Here is a 14,605-nt window from a genome sequence, read left to right on the forward strand (position 1 = left end):
GACGCAGCATTGCCGCGCAATGATCCATTCCTTCGCCCACCCGACTCTCGTGACCGCCCAGGCTTCGACCTGGTGGTGGCGTTCGGCTGTGGGCGATCCTGACGGCTGCTGACGACTCTCTTCTCGTTCGCGTCGCGTGTGATTGAAGCCCACCAAGGTTCTCCTTGGTGGGCTTTTTCTTTGTCCAGAATCCGGAAGATGCCATGACCCTCCAGCCTCAAATCCCGGTCCAGCTCGATCGCACTCCCATCCCGTTCCTCCAGCCGCTCGCGGCCACCTTGGCCTTGCGGCGGCTCCACGGTGCCGACGGCGTGTTCCTGATGGAAGCGCTCGCCGGACCCGATCCGGCGGTGCGGCGCGCGCTCGTCGGGTTCGGCCCGGTGCTGACGCTCGAGGTCCGCGACCGCTTGGTTCGCTTCGGCGGCGCGCCGGATCTGGTGGCCGCGGTCGAAGTGCGGGTGGCGGGCCTGCTCGATCCGGCGGGCAAGCTCGATGCGGCGGGTGGGTTGTGGGCGCTGCTGCGGGCGATCCGCGACGGGTTCGCGGTGCGCGGACACCCGGACCCGGGGGCGGCCTACGGCTTCGGCTTCTTCGGGTATCTGGGCTACGACACGGTGCGTTTCGTCGAGGAACTGCCGACCCTCATCCCGCGCGAGGGCGACACGCCGGACATTGCGCTGGCGATTTGCCGCGGCGCGTTGAGCATCGACCTGGTCGGGCAGACGGCCGAGCTGATCACGGCGCGCGGTCCGCTGTGGGACTCGATTGATCTCGACCGGCTCCTCGAACGCCTGAACGGCGCACGGGCCGAGGGCGACACTCTTTCGATCCCCGAGGTTCCGGCGCCGCTGTCGGTCACGGACTCGATCGACCAGGCGCGCTACGAGGCCGGCGTCACCTTGGCGCTCGACCATATCGGCCGAGGCGACATCTACCAGGTCCAGCTGGGTCATGCGCTGACCATCCGGACCGAGGCGACGCCGCTCGCGGTCTATCGCCGGCTGCGGCAGCGCAATCCGGCGCCCTACATGGTACTGGCCCGGCTCGGTGGCACCGAGCTGGTCGGCGCCAGCCCGGAAGTGTTCCTGCGGATCGAGCGGCGCCACGCCACCATGCGGCCGCTCGCCGGAACGATCCGGCGCGGCGCCACGCCGGAAGCGGACGCGGCGGCGGCCGAGAAACTCCGGACCGATCCCAAGGAGATTGCCGAGCACGTCATGCTGGTCGACCTGTGCCGCAACGACCTGGGCCGGGTCGCCCTGCCGTCGAGCCTCGCGGTCACGCAGCTGCTCGCGACCGAGGGCTACAGCCACGTCTTCCACCTGGTCTCGACCGTGACGGCGGACCTGGCGCCCGGCACCGACGAGTATGACGCGATTGCCGCCGGCTTTCCGGCCGGCACCATGAGCGGGGCGCCCAAGGTGCGGGCGATGGAGATCATCGAAGCGATCGAGACCAGCCGGCGCGGGCTCTATGCCGGCGCGTTCGGCCTCGTGGATTTCTCCGGCTACGTCGATACCGGCCTCGCCATCCGCTCGGCGCTGCACGACGGCTCCGGCTTCACCATCCGCGCGTCGGCCGGAATCGTCGCTGACAGCGCCCCCCCGGCCGAATGGCGCGAGACGCTCGCCAAGCTGGGCGCCAGCTATTGGGCCATCACTGGAGAGGAGCTCGTGCCATGAAGGCGCTGTTGATCGATGCCTATGACAGTTTCGTCTATATCATCCGCCAATACCTGCTGGAGGCGGGGCTGGAGGTGCCGGTCGTGCGCAACGACCGCATCACCGGCGACGCGATCGACGCGATGGCGCCCGACTTGATCGTGCTGGGCCCGGGGCCAGGCCATCCCGCGGACTCGGGCTATGTCGGCATCCTCGATCGCTTCGCCGGCCGTACGCCGATCCTGGGCGTCTGCCTCGGCCATCAGGCGATCGGCCTGGCGTTCGGCGGCACGGTCGAACGCGCGCGCCGGCTGATGCACGGCAAGACCAGCCCGATCGCTCACGACGGCAGGGGTTGCTTCGACGGCCAGGCCCATCCGTTCCAAGCGACCCGCTACCATTCCCTGGTCGTGGGCGAGGACAGCCTGCCGGACTGCCTCACCGTCTCGGCGCGGTGCGCGGAGGACGGCCACATCATGGGACTGCGCCATCGCTTCCTGCCGATCGAGTCCGTGCAGTTCCATCCGGAAAGCATCCGCACCGAGGCCGGGGCGCGGCTGTTCGGCAATTTCGTTGCCCGGACGGCCGGCCAAGGCGCGACCTGGTAGCCGATCCCTCGCCGCGATGCGGTGCCGAATTGGCGCGGTGCAGCACGGTTTAGCGATTGACGAACTGCTTGCAACGGCAAGGAATGATGGTTGGCGTTCCAAATTCCGTGTGCGTTCAGAATGATGAACAGCGATGACTGTCCGTAGCGCACAGCGCGTGCTGGAGTTGCTTGAACTCATGGCGCAACAGAGCCAGGCGGTCTCGCTGGCGGAGATCCACCGCATGGTGGACCTGCCGAAGAGCAGCACCCTCATGCTGATCCGGACCTTGCAGCAGCGCGGCTACCTGGCGCGCGACGATGCTGGCAACTATCGTCTGGTCCGCTTGCCCGGCGAAGGCTCCGCCGATGCGCCGGCCTGGGGCACGCTGGTGCGCCTGGCGACACCCTGGCTGACCGAAGCGGTGGCCGCGGTCGGCGAGAGCGGGTTCATCGCCGTGCTGACCCACGACGATCATGTGCGGTATCTCAACAAGATCCTGCCGGACGCGCGCGAGCTGAGATACGACCGCAACATCTCGGTCGATCGCATCGCCCATCAGGTCGCCAGCGGCGTGGCCCTGCTGGCGGCGCAGTCCGATGATCGGATCGAGGCGTATCTGACTGCGCTGCCGCCGCAATCGCCGGCCGGCCCCGATCGACCGGAGGCGATACGTGCGGCGATCCAGGCGGTGCGGGCGAGCGGCATCGCGGTCAACCTGGCGGGAAGGGTCGAGGGCGCGGCCGGCGTTGCCGTCGCGGTACGCGGACCTGCCGGCCACCCGGTCGCGGCGGTCAACCTGGCCGGCCCGGTCGAGCGCATCAAGGCGGAGCTGCCGGCGATCAAGCGGGCGGCGCAGACCGCCGCGGCCCGGATCGGCGAGGCGCTGGCCCGTCGCACGCCGGTCAGCGGCCGGGTCCTGGCGGCGGTCGGATGACCATCGGTTTCGACATCCAGGCCAAGGGGCCGCTCGACGGCATGCGCGTGCTGGACCTGTCGCGGCTGGTCGCCGGCAACATGCTGTCGCTGCAACTGGGCGATTTCGGCGCCGACGTGATCAAGATCGAGCCGCCGGAGGGCGATCCGCTGCGCGCGTGGCGCGATGGCGGCGAACAGCTGTTCTGGAAGACCTACAGCCGCAACAAGATGTCGGTCGTGATGAACCTGCGGCACGAGGCGGCGCGCGAGGCCTTGCTGCGCCTGGTCGAGACCGCCGACGTGTTCATCGAGAACTACCGGCCAGGAACACTCGAAGCGATGGGCCTGGCGCCCGACCTGCTGCTGGCGCGCAATCCGCGCCTGGTCGTGGTCCGCATTTCCGGTTTCGGGCAGACCGGCCCCTACGCGCAGCAGCCGGGGTTCGGCACCCTGGTCGAGGCCATGAGTGGCTTTGCCGACCGGACCGGCTTTCCCGACCGCGAGCCGGTGCTGCCGCCGCTGGCTTTGGCCGACATGATCGCCGGCCTGTCCGGGGCCATGGCGACCGTGACGGCGCTCCTGGCCCGCGAACGCGGCGCCGGCGGCCAGGTGATCGACCTGTCGCTGCTGGAGCCGATCTTCTCGACCCTTGGGCCCGAAGCCGCCATCTATCGGCGGACCGGCAAGATGAAGCAGCGGGTCGGCAACGGCTCCAACACGTCGGCGCCGCGCAACATCTATCGCTGTGCCGACGGCGGCTACGTCGCCTTGTCGGGCTCGACCCAGGCGATGGCGAAACGGGTGTTCGAGGTCATCGGCCGGGGCGCGCTGATCGAGGATCCGCGTTTCCGCACCAACACCGATCGGGTGCGCCACCGTGCGCTGGTCGACGAGATGGTCGGCGGCTGGTTCGCGGCCCGGCCGCGCGACGAGGCGCTGGCCCTGATGCGTGACGCCGGCGTCACCGCCGGTCCGGTCTACAACATCGGCGACGCGGTCGCGGACCCGCATTTCCAGGAACGGCAGGTCGTGGTCGACATCGAGGATGCCGAGCTCGGGCCGCTGCCGGTCCATAACATCGTGCCGCGCCTGTCCGGCACGCCGGGCGTCTGGCGGCGCTCGGCGCCGACCCTGGGCCAGCATACCGACGAGATCCTGTCGGCCCTCGGCATGGATGCGGCGACCATCGCCAGGCTTCGGGATGAGGGAGCCTGCGCATGATCCGATCGCTGCTGTACGTGCCGGCCAGCGCAGACCGCTTCGTCGCCAAGGCGCACGAACGCGGCGCGGACGCGATCATCCTCGACCTCGAAGATGCCATCCCCGCCCATGGCAAGGATGCCGCGCGGGCAGTCCTCGCCGCGGCCGTGCCGGCGGTCGGCCGGACCGGCGCCGCCGTGTTCGTCCGGGTCAACAGCGAACCGGAACGGCTCGACCTCGATGCCGAGGCCGCCTGCCGCGCCGGCGCCGCCGGCTTGTTCGTGCCGAAGGTTCGATCGCCGGACACGCTGCTGCGGCTGGCCGACCGCCTGGCCCCGCTGGAGCGAGAACTGGGCCGCTCGGCCCTGCGGTTCGTGCCGCTGGTCGAGGATCCGGGCGCGATCCTGGACGCGCGGGCCATCGCCGCAGCCAGCCCGCGCGTGCTCGCGATCGCGACCGGCGGCGAGGATCTGGCGACCGCGATGGATGCGGAGCCGAGCGCGGAGATGCTGCGGCTGCCCAAGCTGCTGGTGCATCTGGCGGCGAAGGCGGCCGGCATCCTGTCGTTCGGCCTGCTACGCTCGATCGCCGATTATGGTGATGCCGACGCGATCGCGGCCAGTGCGCGCGAGGCGCGGGCGTTGGGTTTCGATGGCGCCTCCTGCATCCATCCGGCCGTCGTGCCGATCCTGAACGAGGCTTTTTCGCCGTCGCCGGCGGCGCTCGACAAGGCACGCCGCATGGTGGTGGCGTTCGATGCGGCCGCCACCGAGGGCCGGGGCGCCTTCGTGTTCGACGGCCAGATGGTCGATCTGCCGATCGTCGACCGGGCACGCCGGCTGATCGCCCGGGCCGCGTCCCGTCCTGGAGAAGGTATTTGAGATGGTAACGACCGCACCGCGCTCCTTGCTGTTCGTCCCGGCGACCAGCCCGCACAAGGCGGAAAAGGCCTTCGCCAGCCAAGCCGACGGCGTCATCGTCGATCTCGAGGACGCGGTGGCGCTGGCGGAGAAGGCGCAGGCCCGGCTGATCGCGGCCGATTTGCTGAAGACGCGCCGGCCGACCCTGGTCTTCCTCAGGGTGAACGCCATCACGTCGCCCAATTGCTTCGACGACCTCCAGGTCGCCGCTGCGGCCGAACTCGACGGCATCGTACTGCCCAAGGCCGAGTCCGCGGCCGAACTGGCGATGGTCGATTGGGTCCTGGCACAGTTCGAGGCGAAGGCCGGCAAGGTTGCTGGCAGCATCGAGATCATGCCGATCGTCGAGACCGCGCGGGGGCTGGCGGCGGCGGCGGAGATCGCCGGTGCCTCGAAGCGCGTTCGCCGGCTGGCGTTCGGCGCCGTCGACCTGGCGCTCGACATGGATATCGACATCACCGGCGACAGCGGGCCGATGGCCCATGCGCGCTTCGCGCTGGCGCTGGCATCGCGACAGGCGGGCCTGCAGGGTCCGATGGACACCGTGTTCGTCGATATCCGCGATCTGGACGGCTTGCGGGCCTCGGCCGGCCATGCCCGGGCGATGGGCTTCAGCGGCAAGGCCTGCATCCATCCGGCACAGTTGGAAACGGTCAATGGCGTGTTCACGCCCAGCGATGCCGAGCTGGCCCGGGCGCGCGAGATCGTCGCCGCCTTCGAACAGGCCGAGGCCGCGGGTGCCGCCGCCGTGTCGGTCGGCGGCGTCATGGTCGATTATCCGGTGGTCGAGAAGGCCCGGCGCGTGCTGGCCAAGGCGCAGGCGCGCTGACATGGCGACGGAGACACCCAAGGCTGAGCCGTTCCGCCCGGCCCAGAGCTGCCCGCTCGACGGGTTGCGGGTCCTCGATTTCTCCCGCCTCGTCGCCGGCAACATGCTGACCCTGCAACTGGCCGATTTCGGGGCGGAGGTTATCAAGCTTGAGCCCGACATGGGTGATCCGCTGCGCCATTGGCGCGAGAACGGCGTATCGGCCTATTGGAAGGTCTATGGCCGCAACAAGAAGAGCGTGCGCCTCGACCTGCGTTCCGACGAGGGCAAGGCGCTGCTCGCCCGGCTGATCCCGACCGCCCATGTGCTGGTCGAGAGCTTCCGGCCCGGCAGCATGGAGGCGGCCGGTTTCGGTCCGGATGCGGTGGCGGGGCTCAATCCCAAGCTCGTGTTCGTGCGCATCTCCGGTTTCGGCCAGACCGGTCCCTATGCCCAGCGGCCGGGCTTCGGCAGCCTGGTCGAGGCGATGAGCGGCTTCGCCTCCAAGAACGGCTTTGCCGACAAGCCGCCGGCCCTGCCCAATTTCGCACTGGCCGACATGGTCGCCGGCATCCAGGGCGCCTTCGCCGTCATGGTAGCGGTGCGCGCGGCGGAACGACCGGAGGGCAAGGGTCAGGTCGTCGACCTGTCGCTGCTCGAACCGCTGCATTCGACCCTGGGTCCGGAGGCGGCCGCCTGGCGGATCACCGGCAGCATTCCGCCGCGCTCCGGCAACCGTGCCTCGATCACCGCGCCGCGCAACATCTACGCGACGGCCGACGGCGGCTGGGTGGCACTGTCCGCCTCGACCCAGGCGATGACCGAGCGGCTGTTCCGCGCCATCGGCCGGGCCGACATGCTCGACGACCCGCGCTTTCGCACCAATTCCGATCGCCTCGCCCATGTCGACGAGGTCGACGCGGTGGTCGGCGCCTTCATCGGTGCCAAGACCCTGGCGGAAAACCTGGGGTTCTTCGGCGCGGCCGAGGTCACGGTCGGGCCGGTCTATGACGCGTCCGGCTTCGAGACCGACCCGCATGTGCGCGGTCGCGGCGTGCTGGTGGAGATGGAGGACGCGGAACTCGGCAGCGTGCCGATGCATGCCGTGGTGCCGCGCCTGTCGGGCACGCCGGGCGCGTTGCGCCGGCCGGCGCCCGACCTCGGTGCCGACGAGACGGAAATTCTGGGACCGCTGCGCGCCGGCTGACGGCCTGCCTGCACCGTCCCATCCTGCCCATAAAAGAAACGGAGGAAACGCCATGACATTCTCGATGACGCGCAAACAGTTCCTGATCGGCGCCTCGGCCGCCGCCGGGGCGATCGCGCTCCGCCGGCCCGCCTTCGCGGCCCGCAAGTCGGTGATCCATTTCGGCCTGGACCTGACCGCTGACCATCCGACCACGGTCAACGTCACGGCCGCCGCGAAGAAAATCAGGGACGCGACCAACGGCGAGGTCGACGTCCAAGTGTTCCCCAGCAGCCAACTCGGCGACGACACGCACATGCTGGCCAACCTGCGCTCCGGCGCCATGCAGATGATGGCGATCGGCGACAATATCCTGTCCTCGCTGGTTCCGACCGCGGCCATCGACAACATCGGTTTCGCCTTCAAGACGCCCGAGATGGCATGGAAGGCGCTCGACGGCGGTGTCGGCGACGCGGTCCGGGCCGATATCGAGAAGACCGGCCTGCATGCCATGCACCGCATCTGGGACGAGGGGTTCCGCGAGGTCACGTCCAGCACCAAGCAGATCGCCACGCCCGACGACCTGCACGGCTTCAAGATCCGCGTCCCGCCCAGCCCGATCTCGCTGTCGCTGTTCCAGGCGCTGGGCGCCTCGCCGGTCACGATCAACGCGGCCGAGCTCTATACCTCGCTGCAGACCAAGGTGGTCGACGGCCAGGAAAACCCGCTCGGCAACATCCAGACCATGAAGCTGGACCAGGTGCAGAAGTTCTGCTCGCTCACCAACCACATGTGGGTGGGATACTGGCTGCTGGTGAACGGCCCGTTCTGGACCGCCCTGCCGGAGGAGCATCGCAAGGTCATCGAGGACACGTTCGATGCCCAGGCGCTGGAACAGCGCGTGGCCAACCAGAAGCTGGATGCCTCGCTGGAAGAGATCCTGAAGGGCCAGGGCATGCAGTTCGCCAAGCCGGATACGGCGGCGTTCCAGGCGGTGCTGACCAAGTCGGGCTTCTACAAGACCTGGAAGGACAAGTTCGGCGCCCCGCTCTGGTCGGCGCTGGAAAGCGTCACCGGCCCGCTCGCCTAAGCGACGCAAGCCATCATGAGCAGCATGTTCAGGGGCCTGGACAAAGCCGTCGATTGGCTGAGCCAGGGCGTGGCCGGCTTCCTGGTCGCCGCCGAAATCGTCATCCTGTTCTCCGGCGTGGTCGGACGCTATGCGTTCGACCACCCGCTGGTCTGGGTCGACGAGGTGGCGAGCGCGCTGTTCCTGTGGTTGGTCAGCCTCGGCGCGGTGGTGGCACTGCGCCGAAGCGAACATATGAGGATGACGGTCATCGTCGGCCGCGCCGGCCCGCGCGCCCGACGGCTGGCGGCCTGCTTCGCGGCCCTGCTGGTCGTCGTGGTGGCACTGGGCCTGATCGTGCCGGGCTGGTCCTACGCGATGCAACAGCAGGCGATCCTGACGCCCGTGCTGCAACTGCCGGGCTCGTGGGAGATCCTGGGCCAGCTCGCGGCCCTGGTGCTGCTGCTCTATGTGGCGCTGCGCCAGTTGCTGGGCGAGGCGAACTGGGTCGATCTTGCCCTGGTGCTCGGCTTCGGCGCGCTTGTCTGGTTCGGTCTCGACAGCCTGGAGACGCAGTTCGACGATCTCGGCAACGCCGACTTGGTGATCTTCTTCGTCGGCATCACCGGCTTCTGCATCTTTGCCGGCGTGCCGATCGCCTTCAGCTTCGCCATCGCCACGTTCGGCTACATGCACTTCACCACCAGCATTCCCCTGTCCGTGATCATCAGCCAGATGGACCAGGGCATGTCGTCGATCGAACTGTTGGCCGTGCCGATGTTCGTGGTGCTGGGCCTGCTGCTCGAGATGACCGGCATCGCGCGCGCCATGGTGAACTTCCTGGCGGCCTTGGTCGGCCATCGGCGCGGCGGCCTATCCTATGTGCTGATCGCGGCGATGTACCTGATCTCCGGTATTTCCGGCTCCAAGGCGGCCGACCAGGCGGCGGTGGCGCCAGTGCTGCTGCCCGAGATGCGGCGCCGCGGCGTGCCACCGGGCGAGCTGGCGGCCCTGCTCGCCGCATCCGCCGCCATGTCGGAAACCATCCCGCCCAGCCTGGTGCTGATCATCGTCGGCGCCGTGACCGGCGTCTCGATCGCCGCCCTCTTCACCGGTGGCCTGCTGCCGGCGGGCATCGCGGCGGCCGGCTTGGCACTGCTCGTGTTCTTCCGCACCCGGCGCGACCGGCCACAGGGCGCGCAGGCGAGCGCGCGCGAAATCGGGCGGCTGTTCGCGGTCGCACTGCCGGCGCTGATCCTGCCGTTCGTCATCCGCTATGCCGTGCTGGCCGGCGTCACGACGGCGACGGAGGTCGCGACGGTCGGCGTGGTCTATGCGATCCTGGCCGGCATCCTGGTCTATCGCTGTTTCGACTGGCGCCGGCTGGGGCCGATCCTGGTCGAGACGGCGGCGCTGTCCGGCGCCATCCTGCTGATCATCGGCACGGCCAGCGCCATGGCCTGGTCGCTGACCCAGGCCGGCTTCGCCCAGACCCTGGCCGCCATGATGACCGGCCTGCCGGGCGGCAAGGGCGGCTTCCTGGCGGTCTCGATCGTGCTGTTCATCGTGCTGGGCAGCGTGCTCGAAGGTCTGCCGGCCATGGTGCTGTTCGGGCCGCTGCTGTTCCCGGCCGCCCAGCAGCTGGGCATCAACCTGGTGCAATATGGCATCGTCGCCATCCTGGCGATGGGCATCGGGCTGTTCTCCCCGCCGTTCGGCGTGGGATTCTACCAGACCTGCCTGATCGGCAAGGTGCCGAGCGACGAGGCGTTCGGCCGGATCTGGCCATTCATGGCGACCCTGGTGGCCGTGCTCATGCTCGTCGCCGCCGTTCCGTGGATTTCGCTGGGATTCCTGTCGTGATCGTCAGCCGTGGAGATCAGAACCGGTAGCCGATCCCGGCGCCGACGATGGTGGGCCGCACATTGGTTTCGGCGCGGATGGCGCCGCCGTCGATTTTCACCGTCGTCTGGAAGAACAGCCGCTTCACGTCGAAATTCAGGAACCAGCGGCCGGTGACATTGTAGTCGGCGCCTGCCTCGATCGCGCCGCCCAATGCCCGCGAATAGGCGATCTTGTTGACCAGGCCGCCGGGTGCCGCCGGATCGAAGAACCATGAATAGGTCGCTCCGGCGCCGACATAGGGGCTGAAGGCCGCGTGCGGCATGAAGTGCCACTGGGCGATCACGGTCGGGGCCAGCAACCGTACCGTGCCCGCATCCACGTCGCCCAGCACGGTGCCGCGCGCCACGACCCGATGGCGGGTCGTGGTCACGATCGTCTCGATCGCGAAGCCGTCCGTCAGAAAATAGCTGGCATCCACCTCCGGGGCGACCGTGTCGGAGACATGGACCTGACCATGGATGGCCGAGATGGAACTCGAGGTATCCGGCATGATGCCGAGGCCGCGGACGCGCACCAGCAGGCTGTCTGCCGACTTGCCCTCATCCGGCTCCTCGGCCAGGGCGGGCCGGGCCGGCATCAGAAGTGCGGCGATCGCAAAAGCGGCCCAAAGGAGCTTCATGATCTTTCGAGCGCCGCCAGCCGCGCCTGCATCGCCACGCGCGTTTCCTGCGCGACGGCCGGAAGCTGTCGGACAATCGCCCGGGCCTGCGGCAGATCGCCGGCCATGCAGGCTTGCTCCAGTTCGCCGGCGAGATGTTGAAGGCGTCGGGCGCCGAGATTGCCGAAGAGGCTGACGAGGCCATGCGCTTCCTGCCCGAGCCGGCCCAGATCCGCTGCGCGGCCGAAGGCGTCGACCCGGCGCAGGCGGTCGTCGTCGCCATCAATGCAGGTGCGGAGGATCGCTGCAATGTCGGTCGCCGGCATCAGATTTCCCAGCATGTCGAGATGGTCGGCATCCAGCACGGGCGGCATTCCTGACGGCGCCGGCCCCTGTTCCGCACCGACGCCGTCGACGGCGAGCCAGCGCGCGACGGTGCCGAGAAACGCCACCATCTCGAAAGGCTTCGAGACATAGTCGTCCATGCCCGCGGCGAGGCAGGCCTCCCGGTCGCCGCGCATCGCATTGGCCGTCATGGCGATGATGGGCGTATGCCGCCCCGGTGCTTCGAGCGCGCGGATCTCGCGCGTGGCCTGGAGGCCGTCGACGACCGGCATCTGCACGTCCATCAGGATCGCGTCATGCAAGCGAAGACGCCATGCCTCGATTGCCTGTCTGCCGTCCGACGCCAGCTCTACCGCGTGGCCCGCCCGGGACAGGAGCGAAAGCGCGATCTCCTGATTGATCGAATTGTCATCGACCACGAGAATTCGGCTACCGCTACGGCCCGGTACGATGGCGCCGACGGAAACCTCGGCGATGGACGCTCCCTCGGAGCCACCGGCGACCGCGCGCCGCAGACAATCGACCAGGTCCGTCTGGCGGATCGGCTTGGTCAGAATGGCATCGAACCCCACGGTGGCCGCCTTGTCGCCGGACGACGGCTTGCCGGCCGAGGAGGCGAGGACCAGCACCGGTTGCCGCCATTGCGTGCCTGAACGGATCATTTCGGCCAGATCCTCGCCGGAAAGGCCCGGCATCATCTGGTCGGTCAGCACGACGTCGAACGGCGGGCCGGCCTGCAAGGCCGCCAGTGCCGCAACGCCGCCCGACGCCTCCTCGACGATCATGCCTTCGGCGCCCAGCTGCCGGCCGAAGATGGTCCGGTTCATCGTCACGTCGTCGACGATCAGCACTCGCAAACCGGCGAGCGGCTTCGATGCGACCGATATCGGCGCCGATGGCTCGTCCGCCACGGGCAGCGACAGTTCCAGCCAGAACGTGCTGCCGCCACCCAATCGGGCATCGACGCCGATCCGGCCACCCATCAGCTCGGTCAGCTGCTTGCAGATCGCGAGACCGAGGCCGGTTCCCCCAAAGCGCCGCGCGATCGAGCCGTCGGCCTGCTGGAACTTCCGGAACAGCTTCGCCTTGGTGGCGTCGTCCATGCCGATCCCGGTGTCGTGGATCTCTACGCGCACCCTGGTCCGGCCAGGACCGTCGGGCGTCGCGCGCGTCTCGATGGCGACCAGGCCCCGCTCGGTGAATTTGACGGCGTTGGACATGAGATTGAGGATGATCTGGCGCAGGCGCGTCGGATCTCCCCGCAGCCGGTGCCGCATGGCGTCGTCGAGCCATACCGCGAGTTCGAGTTGCTTTTCCCGGGCCTTCGGACCCATGAGCTCGGCCGCGTCCTCGATCACCGCTTCGAGGCTGAACTCGATATCCTCCAGCTCGCACTTGCCGGCTTCCAGCTTCGAGATGTCGAGAATGTCGTTGATGATCGCCAATAGGGAATCCGCGGACAGGCGCACGGCCTCGGCGAACCTGCGCTGCTCGGGAACCAGCGGTGTGCCCAGCAGCAGGCCGTTCATGCCCAGAATGCCGTTCATGGGGGTCCGGATCTCGTGGCTCATGTTGGCCAGGAATTCGGATTTTGCCGCATTCGCCTGTTCGGCGCGCTCGAGCGCCAGGGCCAGTTGCCCGGCAGCCGCCTTCAGGGCCAGGCTCGCGGAACTCACGTAGCGGATGAGGTCCAGCCCGAAGGCGATCGTCGGCGTCGCGACGAGAAACGAAATGATCCCAGCCGTCGCCATGAACGAACCGAATGTCGGGACGTCGATGACGGACCAGATCAGTCCGCATAGAAGTTCGGAGCAGAGGGTGGTCGCGGCGACGAGTAGAATCGTCGCCTGGCGCGGAGAGACGCGATCGAGGAACTTGGCGACCCGGGCGAGGGCCGGCCCGCCGGGCGCCTCCATCGGAACAGGCTCGAGAATGGGGCGAGCGGGCATGCTAGGGGCCACGACGCTCGTTCGACGTTCGGCAACGCCCCCTTTCGAGCTCATCGCTATGGCGGCGCCTTCGCTTCGGCACAGGAAAATCTCCGCGGACTCGAGAGAGCGAAATCCCCGGTCCCCCCACTGCAGAGATCGGGAGCGCTACAAGTCGCCTCGAGCAATCAGCGGACCGGTTCAGTGGATCTGCACCACCGTACCGCGGCGGCCATGAAGACTTTCCTTAAAGTGAGACGTTACGAAGCCTCGGACAGCAATTCGCATAGTCGGGTCGACGCATCGGGCGCCGTTTCCGCGACATGGGCGGCGACCTCGATCGACGGCAGGCCCCTAGCTGCGCCAGGGCCACCCAGGCCGCGGCGAAGCCCCGTGCCCGGCCGCCGCGATCAACGCGTTCGGCAGACCCGGTTCGCGCCCTGGCAATCCATTTTCCCGATGACTGGGACCATCGAAATTGGTTTTTCGGATTTTATCCGTCTGGCTAGTATCGCGCCCAGCGGCTTCACGGCAGGAGCGGAACGATGGGCCGGAGCATCGACGATCATCGCGTGGCCTTCGATTTCGAGATCGCGTTCTCGAACGGCGGCGGCATCAAGGGCTGGGATTTCCGCCTCGACATCGACGGGACGGACATTTCCGATACGGCGCTGGCCGACTATATCGTGCAGGACCTGCGGCTGCTCATGGTCGGATCGGTCAAGATCCTGAACAAGCGGATCTTCCAGGAGCGGCACAAGCGGGCGGCCGGGCACTCGCCAAGCGGCGAGGGCGAGGGCGGTGCAACGCTGGTCGACCTGTCCCACGCCGTCCGAGATGGGCAGACGACCTATCCGGGCCTGCCCGCGCTGGCGATCACCGACCATCTCAGCCATTTGGGCTCGCACGGCCGGTACGCCGACGGCGTCTCGTTCCAGATCGGCCGGATCGACATGGTCGCCAACTCGGGCACTGCGATCGATGCGCCCTATCATCGGTTTCCGGGCATGGCCGACGTGGCGGAGCTGCCGTTGTCCCACATCGCCGACCTGGCCGGCCTCGTCGTCCGCCTGGGCGGCATGACGGGCCGGGCGGTGACGCGTCAGGCGCTGCTGCCCGCGCTCGGCGACGTCGCTGGTTCGGCGGTGCTGATCGAGACCGGCTGGTCGCGGCGCTGGGAGACGCCCGGCTATTTCGTCGATCATCCGTTCCTGACGCAGGACGCGGTCGAGCTGCTGCGCGATCGGCAGGTGGCGCTGGTCGGCATCGACAGCCTCAATATCGACGACACCGGCGACCCGGACCGGCCCGCGCACAGTATCCTGCTCGCGGCCGGGATACCGATCGTGGAGAACCTGACCAACCTCGGCGACTTGCCGACCCGGGGTTTCCATTTCTCCGCCGTGCCGATGCGTGCCGTCGGCATGGGTGCGTTCCCGGTGCGGGCCTGGGCGCGCCTGGCGAAAGATCGAGTCTGAGT

12 protein-coding genes are annotated in these 14,605 nt (G+C 68.4%); 10 read left to right on the forward strand and 2 right to left on the reverse strand.

The window, feature by feature from the left end:
• The first annotated feature begins 203 nt into the window (after positions 1-203).
• The 9 genes from VGV37_RS17855 (at position 204) to VGV37_RS17895 (ending at position 10,212) form a co-directional block, all read left to right on the forward strand.
• Positions 204-1,682: an anthranilate synthase component I family protein gene (locus VGV37_RS17855; RefSeq protein ID WP_326881078.1), complete on the forward strand. Its 1,479-nt coding sequence runs from the start codon at positions 204-206 to the stop codon at positions 1,680-1,682.
• Positions 1,679-2,269, forward strand: coding sequence for an aminodeoxychorismate/anthranilate synthase component II (locus VGV37_RS17860; RefSeq protein ID WP_326881079.1), 591 nt, complete (start codon positions 1,679-1,681; stop codon positions 2,267-2,269). Before VGV37_RS17855 ends, VGV37_RS17860 begins: the two co-directional genes overlap by 4 nt.
• A gap of 133 nt (positions 2,270-2,402) precedes the next feature.
• Complete coding sequence (locus tag VGV37_RS17865; RefSeq protein WP_326881080.1) at positions 2,403-3,185, forward strand: IclR family transcriptional regulator; 783 nt, start codon at positions 2,403-2,405, stop codon at positions 3,183-3,185.
• Positions 3,182-4,387 (forward strand): CoA transferase, encoded by a 1,206-nt coding sequence (locus VGV37_RS17870; protein ID WP_326881081.1) that lies wholly within the window; start codon positions 3,182-3,184, stop codon positions 4,385-4,387. Before VGV37_RS17865 ends, VGV37_RS17870 begins: the two co-directional genes overlap by 4 nt.
• Positions 4,384-5,247, forward strand: a complete 864-nt coding sequence (locus VGV37_RS17875; RefSeq protein ID WP_326881082.1) for a CoA ester lyase — start codon at positions 4,384-4,386, stop codon at positions 5,245-5,247. The genes VGV37_RS17870 and VGV37_RS17875 overlap by 4 nt, the downstream gene beginning before the upstream one ends.
• A gap of 1 nt (position 5,248) precedes the next feature.
• Positions 5,249-6,115 carry a CoA ester lyase gene (locus VGV37_RS17880; protein WP_326881083.1) on the forward strand — a complete coding sequence of 289 codons (867 nt, stop codon included), beginning with the start codon at positions 5,249-5,251 and terminating at the stop codon, positions 6,113-6,115.
• A gap of 1 nt (position 6,116) precedes the next feature.
• Positions 6,117-7,301 (forward strand): CoA transferase, encoded by a 1,185-nt coding sequence (locus VGV37_RS17885; RefSeq protein WP_326881084.1) that lies wholly within the window; start codon positions 6,117-6,119, stop codon positions 7,299-7,301.
• A gap of 52 nt (positions 7,302-7,353) precedes the next feature.
• A complete protein-coding gene (locus VGV37_RS17890; protein ID WP_326881086.1) occupies positions 7,354-8,370 on the forward strand; it encodes a TRAP transporter substrate-binding protein in 1,017 nt (338 codons plus the stop codon).
• Between the two features lie 15 nt (positions 8,371-8,385).
• Positions 8,386-10,212: a TRAP transporter large permease subunit gene (locus VGV37_RS17895; protein ID WP_326881088.1), complete on the forward strand. Its 1,827-nt coding sequence runs from the start codon at positions 8,386-8,388 to the stop codon at positions 10,210-10,212.
• Positions 10,213-10,228: 16 nt separating this feature from the next.
• Here the strand turns inward: VGV37_RS17895 and VGV37_RS17900 are convergent, their stop codons facing one another.
• Entirely contained in the window at positions 10,229-10,873 is a 645-nt protein-coding gene (locus VGV37_RS17900; RefSeq protein ID WP_326881089.1) for an OmpW/AlkL family protein, read from the reverse strand.
• Entirely contained in the window at positions 10,870-13,113 is a 2,244-nt protein-coding gene (locus VGV37_RS17905; RefSeq protein ID WP_326881090.1) for a response regulator, read from the reverse strand. The genes VGV37_RS17900 and VGV37_RS17905 overlap by 4 nt, the downstream gene beginning before the upstream one ends.
• A 557-nt stretch (positions 13,114-13,670) precedes the next feature.
• Between VGV37_RS17905 and VGV37_RS17910 the strand changes: the two genes are divergently transcribed.
• Positions 13,671-14,603 carry a cyclase family protein gene (locus tag VGV37_RS17910; RefSeq protein WP_326881092.1) on the forward strand — a complete coding sequence of 311 codons (933 nt, stop codon included), beginning with the start codon at positions 13,671-13,673 and terminating at the stop codon, positions 14,601-14,603.
• The last annotated feature ends 2 nt before the right edge of the window (positions 14,604-14,605 follow it).

It is taken from the genome of Aliidongia sp. (assembly GCF_035943795.1).
In the GTDB taxonomy this organism is placed as follows: Bacteria; Pseudomonadota; Alphaproteobacteria; order ATCC43930; family CGMCC-115725; genus Aliidongia.

Bases quoted from the DNA above. Each gene is read 5' to 3' on its own strand.
- VGV37_RS17855 (WP_326881078.1), top strand. From the start codon at position 204: ATGACCCTCCAGCCTCAAATCCCGGTCCAGCTCGATCGCACTCCCATC.
- VGV37_RS17860 (WP_326881079.1), top strand. From the start codon at position 1,679: ATGAAGGCGCTGTTGATCGATGCCTATGACAGTTTCGTCTATATCATC.
- VGV37_RS17865 (WP_326881080.1), top strand. From the start codon at position 2,403: ATGACTGTCCGTAGCGCACAGCGCGTGCTGGAGTTGCTTGAACTCATG.
- VGV37_RS17870 (WP_326881081.1), top strand. From the start codon at position 3,182: ATGACCATCGGTTTCGACATCCAGGCCAAGGGGCCGCTCGACGGCATG.
- VGV37_RS17875 (WP_326881082.1), top strand. From the start codon at position 4,384: ATGATCCGATCGCTGCTGTACGTGCCGGCCAGCGCAGACCGCTTCGTC.
- VGV37_RS17880 (WP_326881083.1), top strand. From the start codon at position 5,249: ATGGTAACGACCGCACCGCGCTCCTTGCTGTTCGTCCCGGCGACCAGC.
- VGV37_RS17885 (WP_326881084.1), top strand. From the start codon at position 6,117: ATGGCGACGGAGACACCCAAGGCTGAGCCGTTCCGCCCGGCCCAGAGC.
- VGV37_RS17890 (WP_326881086.1), top strand. From the start codon at position 7,354: ATGACATTCTCGATGACGCGCAAACAGTTCCTGATCGGCGCCTCGGCC.
- VGV37_RS17895 (WP_326881088.1), top strand. From the start codon at position 8,386: ATGAGCAGCATGTTCAGGGGCCTGGACAAAGCCGTCGATTGGCTGAGC.
- VGV37_RS17900 (WP_326881089.1), bottom strand. From the start codon at position 10,873: ATGAAGCTCCTTTGGGCCGCTTTTGCGATCGCCGCACTTCTGATGCCG.
- VGV37_RS17905 (WP_326881090.1), bottom strand. From the start codon at position 13,113: ATGGAGGCGCCCGGCGGGCCGGCCCTCGCCCGGGTCGCCAAGTTCCTC.
- VGV37_RS17910 (WP_326881092.1), top strand. From the start codon at position 13,671: ATGGGCCGGAGCATCGACGATCATCGCGTGGCCTTCGATTTCGAGATC.